This is a genomic window from Blautia sp. HCP3S3_G3, from assembly GCF_052063365.1.
Lineage (GTDB): Bacteria > Bacillota > Clostridia > Lachnospirales > Lachnospiraceae > Blautia_A.
Map to the genome: position 1 here is coordinate 516196 of NZ_JBQHXR010000001.1, position 15309 is coordinate 531504.

Genomic DNA, 15309 nt, shown 5'->3' on the forward strand with positions numbered 1-15309 from the left:
AAATGGAACTGATTCAGAGACCCAGAAGATTGAGAGGCAGTGAAACGCTGCGGAAAATGGTAAGAGAGACAAGAATGGATAAAGCCTCCCTGATTTATCCTCTGTTTGTAAAAGAAGGTACAGGTATTGAAGAAGAAATTCCTTCCATGGAAGGACAGTACCGTTACAGTGTGGACCGGCTGCCCTATGAACTGGAACGTCTGGCAAAGGCCGGAGTGAGCAGTGTGATGCTGTTCGGAATTCCGGATCATAAGGATGAAGTGGGAAGCGGTGCCTATGCACAGGATGGGATTGTGCAGCAGGCTCTCAGGGAAGCCAGGAAACAATTCCCGGACATGTATTATATTACCGATGTCTGCATGTGTGAATATACTTCGCATGGCCACTGCGGTGTTCTGTGCGGGCATGATGTGGATAACGATGCAACCCTGGACCTTCTGGCAAAAACCGCGCTTTCTCATGTGGAGGCAGGTGCTGATATGGTGGCACCTTCTGATATGATGGACGGGCGTGTGCGCGCGATTCGGGAATGTCTGGATATTCATGGGCATAAAAATACACCCATTATGTCCTATGCTGTAAAATATGCATCTGCCTTTTACGGACCATTCCGTGATGCTGCAGGCTCTGCCCCGTCTTTTGGAGACCGCAAAAGCTATCAGATGGATTTCCACAATCGAAGAGAGGGAATGAAAGAAGCTCTGACAGATATCGAAGAGGGTGCAGATATTATTATGGTAAAACCGGCCATGTCGTATCTGGATATTATTTCCGAAGTTACAAAGGCAACGAATGTTCCTGTTGCAGCATACAGTGTCAGCGGGGAATATGCCATGGTGAAAGCAGCAGCCAAAATGGGCTGGATTGATGAGGACAGAATTATCTGTGAGATGGCAGTGGGAACTTATCGTGCAGGAGCACAGATTTACATTACTTATTTTGCAAAAGAACTGGCAAGATTCATGGATGAAGGGAGAATCGGCTGATGACAAAATCAGAAAAATTATTTGAGCGTGCCGTTAAGAGAATCCCGGGCGGTGTGAACAGTCCGGTGCGTGCCTACGGTGCCATCGGTGAAGCACCGAGATTTATTGAGCGTGCAGACGGCTGTTATATTTACGATGTGGATGGAAATTGTTACATCGATTATATCGATTCCTGGGGACCGATGATTCTGGGGCATAATTTTCCTGAAATTCGTGAGAGTGTAGTGAAGGCCTGTGAAAACGGTCTGAGTTTCGGATGTGCCACAGAAATCGAAGTGGAAATGGCGGAATTTATCTGCGAAAGAATTCCTCATATCGATATGATCCGAATGGTGAATTCAGGTACAGAAGCAGTGATGAGTGCGGTTCGCGCTGCAAGAGGTTTTACCGGAAGAAATAAGATCATCAAGTTTGCAGGCTGTTATCATGGACACAGTGATGCCATGCTGGTAAGCGCAGGATCCGGTGTCATGACCAGCGGAGTGCCGGACAGCGCCGGAGTGCCGGCAGGCTGCACACAGGATACGATGACAGCTGTTTATAATGATCTGAAAAGTGTCCGCACCTTGATGGAACAGGCTGCGGGAGAGGTTGCTGCAGTGATCGTGGAACCGGTGGGCGCCAATATGGGTGTGGTTCCTCCGGCAGAAGGATTTCTGGAAGGACTTCGTACTCTTTGTGACGAAAACGGAGCGCTGCTTATTTTTGATGAAGTAATCACAGGTTTCCGCCTTGCATTTGGCGGTGCTGCAGAATATTTTGGAATCTGTCCGGATCTGGTTACTTACGGCAAGATCATTGGTGCGGGAATGCCGGTGGGAGCTTACGGCGGACGAAGAGAAATCATGGAAATGGTATCTCCGGTCGGAAAGGTATATCAGGCCGGAACCTTAAGCGGAAATCCCATTGCCATGGCAGCCGGACTTACCCAGCTGAAATATCTGTACAGCCATCCGGAAGTTTATACGAACCTTTCAGAAAAAGGCCGGCTTCTTTATGGAGGAATCAGAGATATTCTGAAAGAGAAAGGTATCCCATATCAGGTGAATGCCGTGGAATCTCTTGGCTGCATGTTCTTTACGCACCAGCCGGTAGTGGATTATACATCTGCAAAAACATCTGATACAAAAGCTTTTGCCGAATATTTCAAGGTAATGCTGAAAAATGGTATTCATATGGCACCGTCTCAGTTTGAAGCCATGTTCCTTTCCAATGCTCATACAGAGAAAGTGATCGGAGAAACTCTCGAAGCCATGAAGAAATGCCTGTAAGCATCAAATGGGAACAGAGCAGGAAGAACTGGAAAAAGAATCGGAAAAATCCGGGAAAACTGATGAATAATTGGAAAAGCGGAAAAGAACCGATTGAAGGAATTGCCGGATCAGGTTCAGATGCATCTGAGAAAATACATGGGATAAGGACAGAAATCTTGTTCTTGTGAAATCTTTGTGCTATAATGACAAAAGATATGAGCGGTTCGATACTGGTGCATCGTTTTTGAACTATTATTTACGAAAACATGTGCCGGATGAGGCAGGACAGTAGGAGGCGGTACTTATGGAGAATAAGAAATATGTAGCCTATGTAGGAACTTATACACATGGGAATAGTAAAGGTATCCATGTCTATGATGTAGATGTGGAAGATGGAACTTTGAAAGAACGTTCAGAGGTGGAAGTCAGCAATTCATCCCATACGGCAATATCCAAGAATGGAAGATTCCTTTATTCCATTGAAGATGAGGGCGTGGCTGTTTTTGAGAGAGATGAGAATGGTGATCTGACGCGCATTAACAGTGTAAATATTGACGGAATGCGCGGTTGTTTTCTTGCTACAGACGTAGATGGGAAATATCTGTATGTTGCCGGGTATCATGATGGTAAGGTAACAGTTGTACATACACACCGAGACGGAAGACTGGGAAGCCTGATGGATGGTGTTTTTCATAAAGGTCTCGGAAGTGTGGCAGAACGTAATTTCCGTCCGCATGTCAATTGCGTACGTCCGACACCGGATAACAAATATCTCTGTGCAGTAGATAACGGAATTGATCAGGTGAAAATTTACCGGATCAATAAGAGAAGACATAAACTGGAACTGGTTGATATTTTGAGATGCCCGCGTGAGAGCGGTCCGCGTATTATCCGTTTCAGCGCAGATGGACGTTTTGCATATCTTCTGTTTGAACTGAGTAATGAGATTAAGGTCTACAGTTATGACGGAAGCGGAAATACACCGGAATTTGAATTGCTTCAGAGTATTTCCACACTCAGGAAGGTCGATGATAAGGATGCGATCCATAATGCGGCTTCCGGTCTTGCACTGGCACCGGACGGTAAGCATCTGTTCTGTACTACAGCCGGTGAGAATACTGTTTCCATGTATGAGATCGATCAGGAGACAGGTCTTCTGGAAAAGAAGTTTACCCTTCCTATCAGCGGTGATTATCCGAAGGACCTTGTGATTTTCCCGGATAACCAGCATATTGCAATTGCCAATCATGCAAGCAATTCCATTACAACCTTTAAGGTGGATTATGAGAAGAATCTGATTGTTATGCACGGCAAACCACTGAAGGTGGAGACACCGAACAGTATCCATATCTGGCCGGTACCGGATTTGGAAAATCAGCCGGAAATACCGGACGATGGTGATTTTGAAGAGGATGATTACGAAGAATAACCGGAGTGATCCGGAATAGGAAAAACGGGGCATTGCCATTTTGGCAGCCCCGTTTTTTGACAACGAAAAAACTTTTTCCTGAAAAATAACAGAATTTTAATTTATAGTTCGGAATAGAATTCCTTCACACGATCCATTCGTGCGCTCATGTTGGAAAAAAGAGCGTCCACAATTGTCAGTGCACACATGGATTCCACAACAACCACTGCTCTTGGAACGATGATGGGGTCGTGGCGTCCGTGGATTTCCAGAGAAAGTTCTTCTCCTGCTGAGGAAACCGTCTGCTGCGGCTGGCTGATGGATGGGGTAGGCTTGATGGAGGCGCGGAGAATAATCTCGCTTCCGTCACTGATGCCGCCCATGATTCCTCCGGCATGATTGGAGGTTTTGGTGATGTTTCCGTCTTTCATACAGAAACCGTCATTATCCGTGGATCCGTTCAGAGAAGTGACAGCTGTACCATCACCGATCTCCACGGCTTTGACAGCTCCGATCGACATGACAGCCTGGGCAAGAATGGCATCCAGTTTGCCAAAGACCGGATCTCCAAGACCGGCAGGAACGCCTGTGATACGACATTCTACAACACCACCTGCGCTGTCCTTGCGGCTCATACAGTCCTCCAGGTAAGCGGCTGCTTTTGAGGCAGCTTCTGCGTCCGGCATATAAAAAGCGTTCCGGTTGATTTCTTCAGGGTCGATATGACTGATGGAAACAGATCCAATAGATTTACTGTATGTACAGAAACGGATTCCCAGTTCTCCGAGTATTTTGGAGGCAATTGCGCCTGCAGCTACACGGCCGATAGTTTCTCTTGCAGAAGAACGTCCGCCGCCGCGGTAATCACGGAAACCGTATTTCTGGTCAAAGGTATAATCCGCATGACCGGGACGGTAGGATGTGGCAATATTTCCATAATCTCTGGAACGCTGATCCGTGTTTCGCACCATAATAGAAATCGGGGTTCCGGTAGTTCTGCCCTCAAAAACGCCGGAGAGGATTTCTACAAGGTCGTCTTCTTTTCGCGCAGTGGTAAAACGGCTCTGTCCGGGTTTTCGCCGGTTCAGATATTTCTGAATGTCCTCTTCGCAGAGGGACAGTCCTGCAGGGCAGCCGTCAATGACCGCTCCCAGAGCTTTGCCGTGAGATTCCCCCCAGGTGGTTACGGTAAATGTATTTCCAAATGTTGATTTTCCCATAATAATCCTCGTCTTTCTGTAATATAGAAAATGCATGCGATTCCTGATTATTATAGCGAACTGTCAAAAATTTGTAAACCATAACCATTATAGGAACTGTAAAAAGTTTGTAAACCATAACCATTGTAATTGACAAAAAACTTCCGACTCTTTATAATGGAGAAAGAATTTTTTTGAATTTTGGCGGGGAAATAGATCGTGGAAGGGAAGTGAAATCGTGATACGGATGTTTAAGTCAATTGATGGAGCCATTCATCAGATTCAGGAACCGCAGGAAGGGTGCTGGATTGCGCTGACGAATCCTACGGCTACGGAAGTTTTTGAAATGTCAGAACGGTTTGATATAGAGGTTGATGATCTGCGAGCCCCTTTGGATGTGGAAGAACGTTCCCGTATTCAGGTGGAAGATACGTATACCCTGATTCTTGTGGATGTTCCGATGATTGAGGAACGTAACGATAAGGACTGGTATGGTACGATTCCACTGGGCATTATTGTGACAGACAAGATGATCTTCACAGTCTGCCTGGAAGATACTCAGGTACTTACGCGATTTATGGAAGGTCGTGTGCGCAATTTTTATACCTATATGAAGACTCGATTTATTTTGCAGATCCTTTATCGCAATGCCAGTATGTATCTGCGTTATCTGCGTATCATAGATAAGAAGAGTGAACAGGTGGAGGAGAAACTGCACCTTTCTCCCAGAAATCAGGAACTGATCGAACTTCTGGAGCTGGAGAAGTCTCTGGTATACTTTACGACATCCCTTCGTTCCAATGAAGCCGTACTGGAAAAACTGATGAAGATTGACAGCATTAAGAAGTATCCGGAAGATACGGAGCTGCTGGATGATGTTATCATTGAGAATACACAGGCAATTGAGATGGCGAATATTTACAGCGGAATTGTAAAGAGTATGATGGATGCGTTTGCATCTGTTATTTCCAATAATCTGAATGACGTCATGAAGGTTTTGTCTGTCATTACCATTGTGATGAGTATTCCTACCATTATCTTCAGTGCGTACGGAATGAACCTGAATGCAGCCGGAATGCCGTTTTCCTTTACACAGTGGGGATTTCTGATTATTATTCTGTTCTCGGTGGCACTCAGTATCATCGCTGCGATCGTACTTTCAAAGAAACGGTTTTTCTGAAAGTACCGGACATCTATCCTGAACGGACTGGTGAACTGCAGTCTGAATATGAATTCTGAACGGAACGGTGATCTGCTGTCCGAATGTGAATTTTGAACGGACTGTATGATTTGTGGTCCGGTTATCAATCATGAAGGAGATGAAGGATTTTTTATGAGATGGATTGACAAATTAGAAAGGAAATACGGCAGGTATGGAATTCCCAATCTGACCATGTATGTGGTGATCTGCTATGCAGTGGGATATCTTCTGATGTATATAAATCCGGCGATATTGAGTATGCTCAGTCTGGATGTATCGAAGATTCTGCACGGACAGATCTGGCGTCTGGTCACATGGGTCATTTATCCGCCGAGTTCCCAGAGCCTTCTTTGGTTCGTGATTTCCATTGCGTTCTTTTATTATCCAATCGGAACGGCACTGGAGCGTACCTGGGGATCATTCCGGTATACGCTGTATATTTTTTCCGGAATTCTGTTTACAGTGATCAGTGCATTTCTGCTGTACTTTATTACAGGCGGATATGTGAATATTCAAGGTTATACGGTAGCTCTCGGAGGAAGTATTTATTCCACTTATTACATCAGTATGTCGATTTTCCTGGCACTGGCAATTACTTATCCGGATATGAGAGTTCTTCTGATGTTTGTACTTCCGATCAAAATGAGTTGGATGGCTGTCTTTTATGTGGCTATGATTCTGTATGATATTTTTAATTATATCCGGAGCGGTATGTGGTTTATGGCTGTTCCGATCGTGGCTTCTCTTTTGAACTTTGTGATTTATTTCCTGAGTACACGGGATCTTTATCGTTACAATCCCAAAGAAATCCGCAGGAAACAGCAGTTCAGGAAGGCAGTTGCAGGCAGCCGGGTGAACTCCTCAGGAAATGGAGTGACCAAACATAAATGTGCGATATGCGGCAGAACAGAGCTGGATGATCCCAATCTGGAATTCCGTTTTTGCTCCAGATGTAATGGGAATTATGAATATTGTCAGGATCATCTGTTTACTCATGAGCATGTCAAATAATAAATTACACCGCAGCTGTGAGCGGCTACCCGAAACATCAGGTGTGGTATACGAGGAGAGAAAAGAATGAAAAAACAACCATTTGTTACACTGGAGAAGCTGCAGGAGATTACTGCAAAATATCCAACCCCGTTTCATCTTTACGATGAAAAAGGTATTCGTGAAAATGCAAAAGCATTAAAAGAGGCATTTTCATGGAATAAAGGATTTAAGGAGTTTTTTGCGGTAAAAGCGACTCCGAATCCATACCTGATCCAGATTTTAAGAGAATATGGCTGTGGATGTGACTGTTCTTCCATGACAGAACTGATGCTTTCCAAGGCGATTGGCTGCGAAGAGGGCGATGTGATGTTTTCTTCCAATGATACACCGGAAGAAGAATTCCATTATGCAAACGAGATCGGCGGTATTATCAATCTGGATGATATTACGCACATCGAATGCGTGGAAAAAGCAGTGGGATATATTCCGAAGACGATCAGTTGCCGTTATAATCCGGGTGGATTATTTAAGATCAGTAATGATATCATGGACAACCCTGGTGATGCCAAATATGGTATGACTACAGAACAGATTTTTGAGGCATTTCGTATCCTGAAAGCGAAGGGAGCAGAGGAATTCGGTATTCATGCCTTCCTTGCAAGCAATACGGTAACAAACGATTATTATCCGATGCTGGCAAAAGTCATGTTTGAACTTGCTGTAAAACTTCAGAAAGAAACCGGTGCACATATCAAATTTATTAATCTTTCCGGTGGTATCGGAATTGCATACAAACCGGATCAGACACCGAATGATATCCAAGCAATCGGGGAAGGTGTCCGCAAAGTTTATGAGGAAGTACTGGTTCCTGCAGGAATGGGAGATGTTGCGATTTATACCGAGCTTGGCCGCTTTATGATGGGACCGTACGGATGCCTTGTGACAAAAGCTATTCATGAAAAACACACACATAAGGAATACATCGGTGTGGATGCATGTGCAGTAAACCTGATGCGTCCGGCAATGTATGGCGCTTATCATCATATCACTGTGATGGGTAAGGAAGACCAGCCATGTGATCATATGTATGATGTAACAGGTTCTCTCTGTGAGAATAATGATAAATTTGCCATTGACCGTTATCTGCCGAAGGTAGACAAGGGTGATCTTCTGGTGATCCATGATACAGGTGCCCACGGTTTTGCTATGGGATATAACTACAACGGCAAGCTGAAATCCGCAGAGATTCTTCTTCATGAGGATGGCAGCTTTGAAATGATCCGCCGTGCAGAGACACCGAAAGATTATTTTGCGACATTCGATTGTTTTGATATTTATAATAAGATTGATTTTGATGCAAAATAAAAAGTTCTCCGGGGAGCAGTATACAGAGAAATCTCTGATGGCAGTTCCCCGGAGTTTTTATATCAATAGGAAAGTACTTTGCATTTTCCTATGATATAAAATTGCCTTCCGGACAGGATTCTTTCTCATGCTGTAGAAGAGTATTTTGTATTTCCTGTAATATCAGAAATAAAAATCAGCAGAGTTTTCTGGTAATATGGAGAAAGGAATTTCCAAACATGGTTTACAGTTGTTTTCTTAAAATACCGGTGTGAAAAAATGGAGAAAAAAATCTTTCATATAATTCTCTAAAATTCTTGCATTAAGAAGTAATTTGTGTTAATATATAATTCGTCCGTAAGGGTCAGCCGGCATGTCGGAATGGCAGACGAGGCAGACTCAAAATCTGTTGTAGGCAACTACGTGTGGGTTCAAGTCCCACTGCCGGCATTACTTAACCCCTGTAAACGTTTGATTTACGGGGGTTTTTGATACGCTGAATTCAAGGCGGTTAAATGGTAGTTATTTTAGAGCGTGTTTGAAAATTCATTCCCGTCATATGTACGCCCAACTTTGCAGGAAATTTGTCTCGCATTCGGTCAATATAGCCCGCTATGCCTCCCTCATTTGAGTCAAATTTCCCACAAATTGTGACGCACATCTGTCGGAAAGCAATTTTCAGACACGCTCTAAGATAAGCTTACAAGTGATTATAAAAGGCACCATCGGAGGAGAATGGAAATCCTTCGTTGGTGCTTTGTTTATATCTAAGCATAAAACAAAATATGTTTTGTTATATTCTAAATAATTATTATTTTGTGTTTTGAATAATGTTGTATTATATATAAAACACTGAAAACATAATAAAACGTTTGATTATTTACACATATTTATGTTGACAAATATATTATTTTTTATTTATACTATAGTTGTGAATAGTATATTTTCACAAAAATGATTGAGGGATGAGGTGATTCGAAAAATACAAAAAGGAGGAACAAATAATGGGATGAAAAACGTGTATGATTTAATCAGAAAAATGGGAGTTACATCGAAGTACAAGGGATATTGCTATGTGGCAGAAGCAATTAATATGGAAATGGCTACACGCCATGACTCTATGAAAATTACAAAAGATATTTATCCTTATCTGGCAAAGAAATTTAATTCGACACCTACCAATATTGAACATGATATTCGAACGGTGGTAAATATCTGCTGGGAAACAAATAAAAAAGAATTGGATAAAATTGCAGGATATACTTTGATCTATAAACCAACCAACAGTGAATTTATTGACATTTTAGCGTATTATCTTTCAGAAAAATCTTTTTGATGTTATGGATATGCTTTATGATATTATAAAAACGTATGGGTAGTTGAGTGATATGCTCTTCTGCCCTTTTTTATATTACAGGAAAGTGTTCCACATTTTCCTGTAATATAAAAAAGGGATAATTGTGGAATCTTTAAGACGGAATTGTTTATGAAAAGTTTATGATTTTTATTTAATAAGCATTGAAATTTTCTGGTAAAAATGATAAGGTACATTTCAAATAAACTATCGAAATACATTTTTTTGTATTTTGCCATAGATAATATGGAGGAAACAATATGAATCTAGGAGACAAGAAACCAGAAAAGAAACCATTGTATGTGTATTACATCATTGCCATTGTAGTGATTTTTCTGTTGAATTTCCTGGTGGTTCCCATGGTTCAGGAAGGCAGTATCATTACTACGGATTACAGCACGTTCCTGAATAATGTGGATCGGGGAAATGTGACAGATGTGACCGTTGACGGAGATTACATTTATTATGTAGCGAAGAAAGACGGCAAGCAGGTGGAATGCAGAACGGTTGCTATGGATGATCCGAATCTTGTGGAACGTCTGAGACAGGCAGGCGTTAATATGCAGGAAGCAGAGCCGGCGAGACAGTCCTTGTTTTTAAGTATCATTCTCAGTTATGTGATTCCAATCGCTATTTTTATCTTCCTTGGCCGCTGGCTGAGTAAGAAGATGATGAATTCCATGGGCGGGGACGGTCCTGGAGGAATGATGTCCTTTGGTAAGAGCAATGCCAAGGTATATGTAAAATCCACCAGCGGTATCAAATTTTCGGATGTTGCCGGTGAAGACGAAGCCAAAGAATTGCTGACAGAAATCGTGGATTATCTCCACAATCCTCATAAATATGCGGAAATCGGTGCTTCTATGCCGAAAGGAGCTCTTCTTGTAGGACCTCCCGGAACAGGTAAGACACTTCTTGCGAAGGCAGTTGCAGGAGAAGCGGAAGTTCCTTTCTTTTCGATTTCCGGTTCTGAATTTGTGGAAATGTTTGTAGGTATGGGTGCTGCTAAGGTACGTGACCTGTTCAAACAGGCGAACGAAAAGGCTCCCTGTATCGTATTTATTGATGAGATCGATACGATTGGTAAGAAGCGTGACGGTGGAGGCTTCAGCGGCAATGATGAGCGTGAACAGACATTGAATCAGCTTCTGACAGAGATGGATGGTTTTGACGGTTCCAAGGGTGTTGTAATCCTGGCAGCAACCAACCGTCCGGATTCCCTGGATCCGGCGCTGCTTCGTCCGGGCCGTTTTGACAGAAGAATTCCGGTAGAACTGCCGGATCTGCAGGGACGTGAGGAAATCCTTAAAGTTCATGCGAAGAAGATTAAAATCGCAGATTCTGTTCGCTTTGATGAGATTGCCAAGGCGGCAGCGGGGGCATCCGGTGCAGAACTTGCCAATATCGTTAATGAGGCAGCTCTTCGTGCTGTCCGTGACGGAAGAAAATTTGCAACTCAGGCAGACTTTGAAGAGAGTATTGAGGTAGTTATTGCCGGATATCAGAAGAAGAACCGTGTTCTTTCGAATAAAGAAAAATTGATTGTTGCATATCATGAGATCGGTCATGCTCTTGTGGCAGCCAAGCAGACAGATTCTGCACCGGTACACAAGATTACGATTATCCCACGTACATCCGGTGCTCTTGGATACACCATGCAGGTGGATGAAAAAGAACATTTCCTGATGTCCAAGGAGGAACTGGAGAATAAGATTGCAACCTTTACAGGGGGCCGTGCTGCGGAAGAGCTGATTTTCCATACGATCACCACAGGTGCTTCCAATGATATTGAGCAGGCGACCAAGATTGCAAGAGCAATGATTTCCAGATATGGTATGAGTGATGAATTTGACATGGTTGCCATGGAAAATGTAACCAATCCGTATCTCGGAGGCGATTCCAGTCTTGCATGTTCCTTTGAAACGCAGACAGTACTTGATAAAAAAGTGGTGGATCTGGTATCCAGACAGCATCAGAAAGCGCTGAAGATTCTTCAGGATAACATTGGTAAGCTCCATGAACTTGCGAAATATCTTTATGAGCATGAGACGATCACAGGAGAAGAATTTATGAAAATTCTGGAGGCTCCCATGCCGGAACTTCAGCAGAACCTCTGAGGAGAATAATCTCTGCTTCGAAAATGGAACCTGTATGAACAGGCAGTAAAAGGAATGAGGCAGTATGTTCATCAAGATTGAATGACATTGAAAAAAGTGATTTACGGATGTGAAAATGTCCGGAATCACTTTTTTTACGCCCCTTGTTTTTTGTTTCTTCTTCCGTTATAATCATGAAGAAGAATTGACGTTATTATGAACGGAGTAATGATCTGACCGGGAAAGGAGGCTGACAGGAGATGGATTGCCGTACAGCAGAAGAAATGGTAACACGTTACATTAATCATACACTGACGCTCGAAGAATTGGAAGAATTTCTGGAGCATCTGGAATCCTGCAGCTCCTGTTATGAGGAATTGGAGACCTATTTCATTGTTCATGAAGCGATGCTTCAGCTTGATGAGGATGAAGAAGATCCGATGCTTGATTTTAAACATCTTCTGGAACAGGATATCCGGAAGGAAAAGAGATACATATACAAGAAAAAGGTGACGAACGTTCTGTCAGCGATTCTTTTTGTGATACTGATCGGCGTAGTGACTTTCTTTTTTGTTTTTATAGTAACGCAGATCAGACAGTTTTTATAAAACCTGCGGGATTCAGGAGGAAAAATGAGCGATAAAATTTTATTGATAGACGGACACAGCATACTGAACAGGGCATTTTATGGACTCCCGGATCTGACAAATGCAGAAGGAAAACATACAGGAGCAGTGTATGGGTTTTTAAATATTCTTTTTCGCATTTTGGAAGAGGAGAAACCGGATTATCTTACCGTGGCATTTGATCTTCATGCACCGACATTCCGTCATAAACTTTATGACGCATACAAGGGAACGCGAAAAGCAATGCCGGAAGAACTGCGGGAACAGGTTCCTCTTATGAAGGAAATGCTGACAGCTATGGGAATCAAAATCGTGACAATGGAAGGATATGAAGCAGACGACCTTCTGGGTACGCTTGCACGAAGAAGTGAAGCCAAAGGAATGGATGTAACGATTCTTTCCGGTGACCGTGACCTTCTTCAGCTTGCTACAGAAAAAGTTATGATCCGACTTCCGAAAACGACCAAAGGAAAGACCGTGATCGAGGATTACCATGCGCAGCAGGTTTTGGAGAAATATCAGGTAACCCCGCCTCAGATCATTGAACTGAAAGCTCTTATGGGAGACAGTTCCGACAATATTCCCGGTATTCCCGGTGTGGGAGAAAAAACAGCGACGAAGATGGTAGTGGAATTCGGTTCTATTGAGAATGCCTATGCACATCTGGAAGAGGTCAAGCCGAATAAAGCGAGAGAATCTCTGCGTCTCCACTATGATATGGCATCTCTGAGTAAAACACTGGCAACTATCAATACGGACAGCCCGCTGGAGTTCTCTTATGAGGATGCCAGAATGGAAAATCTGTATACAAAAGAAGCCTACGAACTGTGCAGACAACTGGAATTTAAAAATCTTCTGGGAAGATTTGAAAAAGAATCCACAGCAGAAAATTCTCTGGAACAGGATTTCTTTATCTGTAATGATCTTTCCGGAGCGGAAGCTCTTTTTGAAAAAGCATCAGAGAAAGATGCTGTAGGTCTGGCTTTTATGGCGGATTATGAACGGGTCTATGGCGTGGGACTTTCTCTGGACAAAAAAGAAACGTATTATATACCGGTAGAAGGACTTCTCACAGGAGAGTATCTGTGTGGAAAAATCCAGTCACTTTCCAGAACCTCTGTCATTTGCGCAATGGATATGAAAGCTGTGCTGAAGCACGTTTCTATTGAGAAATCATCTATGGTTTTTGATGCGGGAGTAGGTGTTTATCTGCTGAATCCGCTGAAGTCCTCTTATACGTTTGACGATATTGCAAGAGAATATCTTGACGGACTCCTTCTGCCTACCAGAGAAGATCTTCTGGGCAAAACGGCGGTTTCCAGAGCATGGGAAGAAGGAATGGATGGTTTGATGAATCTTGCCTGTTATACAGCTTATACGGTTCTTGCATGCCGGGAACCGGTGACACAGGCACTGAAGGATACCGACATGTGGAAGGTATATGAAGAAATTGAAATCCCTCTGGTCTTTACATTGGATTCCATGGAAAAATGGGGAATCCGTGTCAAAGGGGAAGAACTAAAAGCCTATGGAGAAAAGTTGACAGTCCGTATCAGTGAGCTGGAAAAGCTGATCTATCAGCAGGCCGGAGAGGAATTTAATATAAATTCGCCAAAACAGCTGGGAGTGATTCTGTTTGAAAAGATGGGAATTCCGGGCGGCAAAAAGACAAAAACCGGTTATTCCACAGCTGCAGATATTCTGGAGAAGCTGGCACCGGATCATCCAATTGTCAATGATATTCTGGAATATCGTCAGCTTACCAAGCTGAAATCCACATATGCCGATGGGCTTGGAAATGTGATCGGAGAAGATGGCCGTATTCACTCTACATTTAATCAGACGATTACGGCAACCGGCAGGATCAGCAGTACAGAGCCGAATCTGCAGAATATTCCGGTTCGTATGGAATTAGGAAGACTGATTCGCAAAGTATTTGTGCCGGATGATGGTTTTGTTTTTGTGGATGCCGATTATTCGCAGATCGAGCTGCGTGTGCTGGCACACATGTCCGGAGACGAAAAACTCATTCAGGCATATAAAGAGGCACAGGATATTCACAGGCTGACGGCTTCTCAGGTGTTTCATGTGCCTTTTGATGAGGTGACTTCTCTTCAGCGAAGAAATGCGAAGGCTGTGAACTTTGGAATTGTTTATGGGATAAGTTCGTTCGGACTGAGCCAGGATCTGAGCATTACCAGAAAAGAAGCAGAACAGTATATTGAAAAATATTTTGAAACGTATCCGAGAATCAAGGGCTTTCTGGATAGTATGGTTCAGGAAGGCCGGGAAAAAGGTTATGTGACGACGATGTTTGGCAGGAGACGTCCGGTTCCGGAGCTGAAATCCAGCAATTTTATGCAGAGGTCATTCGGTGAGCGTGTGGCAATGAATTCTCCCATTCAGGGGACGGCAGCGGATATTATTAAGATTGCGATGAACCGTGTCCGTGCAAGAATGTCTCAGGAAGGCCTGGAGTCCAGACTGGTTCTTCAGGTTCATGATGAGCTTCTCATCGAAACGAAAAAGGAAGAACTGGCAGAAGTATCCTGTATTCTGGAAGAAGAAATGAAAGGTGCCGCGCATCTTGCCGTAGAACTGGAAGTTGATATGCACGAGGGTGCGAACTGGTACGAAGCGAAATAATAAAGAAGTATAAGGTTTAAAAGAATTACAAAACGTGAGAAAAGTATAAAAATCATAAGAATTACAGAATTTGAGAAAAGTACAAAAATATAAGAAATAGAAATTTGAGAGAAGTGAAAAAATCACAAGAAGCATAAATTTGAGAGAAATAGAAAAATCAAAAGAATTACCAAAAAAGAAGTATAAAATCAACAGAAATAAAA

11 protein-coding genes, 1 tRNA gene and 2 pseudogenes are annotated in these 15309 nt (G+C 43.0%); 12 read left to right on the forward strand and 2 right to left on the reverse strand.

Annotated elements, in window-relative coordinates:
• Window positions 1–2: 2 nt before the first annotated feature.
• The 3 genes from hemB to ACTNEW_RS02345 all read left to right on the forward strand — a co-directional run bounded on the left by hemB (window position 3) and on the right by ACTNEW_RS02345 (window position 3668).
• On the forward strand, window positions 3–986 hold the full coding sequence (gene hemB, locus ACTNEW_RS02335) for a porphobilinogen synthase (protein ID WP_441057379.1): 984 nt from the start codon (window positions 3–5) through the stop codon (window positions 984–986).
• Entirely contained in the window at window positions 986–2257 is a 1272-nt protein-coding gene (gene hemL, locus ACTNEW_RS02340) for a glutamate-1-semialdehyde 2,1-aminomutase (protein ID WP_441057381.1), read from the forward strand. Before hemB ends, hemL begins: the two co-directional genes overlap by 1 nt.
• 286 nt (window positions 2258–2543) lie before the next feature.
• Window positions 2544–3668 carry a lactonase family protein gene (locus tag ACTNEW_RS02345; RefSeq protein ID WP_441057383.1) on the forward strand — a complete coding sequence of 375 codons (1125 nt, stop codon included), beginning with the start codon at window positions 2544–2546 and terminating at the stop codon, window positions 3666–3668.
• A gap of 101 nt (window positions 3669–3769) precedes the next feature.
• On the opposite strand, the gene aroC is transcribed toward ACTNEW_RS02345, so the two are convergent.
• Complete coding sequence (aroC, locus tag ACTNEW_RS02350) at window positions 3770–4867, reverse strand: chorismate synthase (RefSeq protein ID WP_441057384.1); 1098 nt, start codon at window positions 4865–4867, stop codon at window positions 3770–3772.
• A 217-nt stretch (window positions 4868–5084) separates the two neighbouring features.
• Between aroC and ACTNEW_RS02355 the strand changes: the two genes are divergently transcribed.
• The 4 genes from ACTNEW_RS02355 (at window position 5085) to ACTNEW_RS02370 (ending at window position 8834) form a co-directional block, all read left to right on the forward strand.
• On the forward strand, window positions 5085–6026 hold the full coding sequence (locus ACTNEW_RS02355) for a magnesium transporter CorA family protein (RefSeq protein ID WP_441057386.1): 942 nt from the start codon (window positions 5085–5087) through the stop codon (window positions 6024–6026).
• Between the two features lie 153 nt (window positions 6027–6179).
• On the forward strand, window positions 6180–7058 hold the full coding sequence (locus ACTNEW_RS02360; RefSeq protein ID WP_441057388.1) for a hypothetical protein: 879 nt from the start codon (window positions 6180–6182) through the stop codon (window positions 7056–7058).
• A 66-nt stretch (window positions 7059–7124) separates the two neighbouring features.
• A complete protein-coding gene (locus tag ACTNEW_RS02365; RefSeq protein ID WP_441057390.1) occupies window positions 7125–8405 on the forward strand; it encodes a diaminopimelate decarboxylase family protein in 1281 nt (426 codons plus the stop codon).
• A 346-nt stretch (window positions 8406–8751) separates the two neighbouring features.
• A tRNA-Leu gene (locus ACTNEW_RS02370) sits at window positions 8752–8834 on the forward strand.
• A 61-nt stretch (window positions 8835–8895) separates the two neighbouring features.
• Here the strand turns inward: ACTNEW_RS02370 and ACTNEW_RS02375 are convergent.
• A pseudogene (locus ACTNEW_RS02375) lies at window positions 8896–9006 on the reverse strand (DUF6783 domain-containing protein); the annotation flags it as partial.
• On the opposite strand from ACTNEW_RS02375, the pseudogene ACTNEW_RS02380 reads away from it, so the two are divergent.
• The 5 genes and pseudogenes from ACTNEW_RS02380 to polA all read left to right on the forward strand — a co-directional run.
• A pseudogene (locus ACTNEW_RS02380) lies at window positions 8983–9192 on the forward strand (DUF6783 domain-containing protein); the annotation flags it as partial. The pseudogenes ACTNEW_RS02375 and ACTNEW_RS02380 sit on opposite strands and share 24 nt — an antisense overlap.
• Window positions 9193–9393: 201 nt before the next feature.
• Complete coding sequence (locus ACTNEW_RS02385) at window positions 9394–9720, forward strand: sporulation initiation factor Spo0A C-terminal domain-containing protein (protein WP_441057392.1); 327 nt, start codon at window positions 9394–9396, stop codon at window positions 9718–9720.
• A gap of 278 nt (window positions 9721–9998) precedes the next feature.
• Complete coding sequence (gene ftsH / locus ACTNEW_RS02390; RefSeq protein WP_441057394.1) at window positions 9999–11855, forward strand: ATP-dependent zinc metalloprotease FtsH; 1857 nt, start codon at window positions 9999–10001, stop codon at window positions 11853–11855.
• A gap of 239 nt (window positions 11856–12094) precedes the next feature.
• Window positions 12095–12442 (forward strand): zf-HC2 domain-containing protein, encoded by a 348-nt coding sequence (locus tag ACTNEW_RS02395; RefSeq protein WP_441057396.1) that lies wholly within the window; start codon window positions 12095–12097, stop codon window positions 12440–12442.
• Between the two features lie 24 nt (window positions 12443–12466).
• Window positions 12467–15106 (forward strand): DNA polymerase I, encoded by a 2640-nt coding sequence (polA, locus tag ACTNEW_RS02400; RefSeq protein ID WP_441057398.1) that lies wholly within the window; start codon window positions 12467–12469, stop codon window positions 15104–15106.
• The last annotated feature ends 203 nt before the right edge of the window (window positions 15107–15309 follow it).

Bases quoted from the DNA above. Each gene is read 5' to 3' on its own strand.
- hemB (WP_441057379.1), top strand. From the start codon at position 3: ATGGAACTGATTCAGAGACCCAGAAGATTGAGAGGCAGTGAAACGCTG.
- hemL (WP_441057381.1), top strand. From the start codon at position 986: ATGACAAAATCAGAAAAATTATTTGAGCGTGCCGTTAAGAGAATCCCG.
- ACTNEW_RS02345 (WP_441057383.1), top strand. From the start codon at position 2,544: ATGGAGAATAAGAAATATGTAGCCTATGTAGGAACTTATACACATGGG.
- aroC (WP_441057384.1), bottom strand. From the start codon at position 4,867: ATGGGAAAATCAACATTTGGAAATACATTTACCGTAACCACCTGGGGG.
- ACTNEW_RS02360 (WP_441057388.1), top strand. From the start codon at position 6,180: ATGAGATGGATTGACAAATTAGAAAGGAAATACGGCAGGTATGGAATT.
- ACTNEW_RS02365 (WP_441057390.1), top strand. From the start codon at position 7,125: ATGAAAAAACAACCATTTGTTACACTGGAGAAGCTGCAGGAGATTACT.
- ACTNEW_RS02385 (WP_441057392.1), top strand. From the start codon at position 9,394: ATGAAAAACGTGTATGATTTAATCAGAAAAATGGGAGTTACATCGAAG.
- ftsH (WP_441057394.1), top strand. From the start codon at position 9,999: ATGAATCTAGGAGACAAGAAACCAGAAAAGAAACCATTGTATGTGTAT.
- ACTNEW_RS02395 (WP_441057396.1), top strand. From the start codon at position 12,095: ATGGATTGCCGTACAGCAGAAGAAATGGTAACACGTTACATTAATCAT.
- polA (WP_441057398.1), top strand. From the start codon at position 12,467: ATGAGCGATAAAATTTTATTGATAGACGGACACAGCATACTGAACAGG.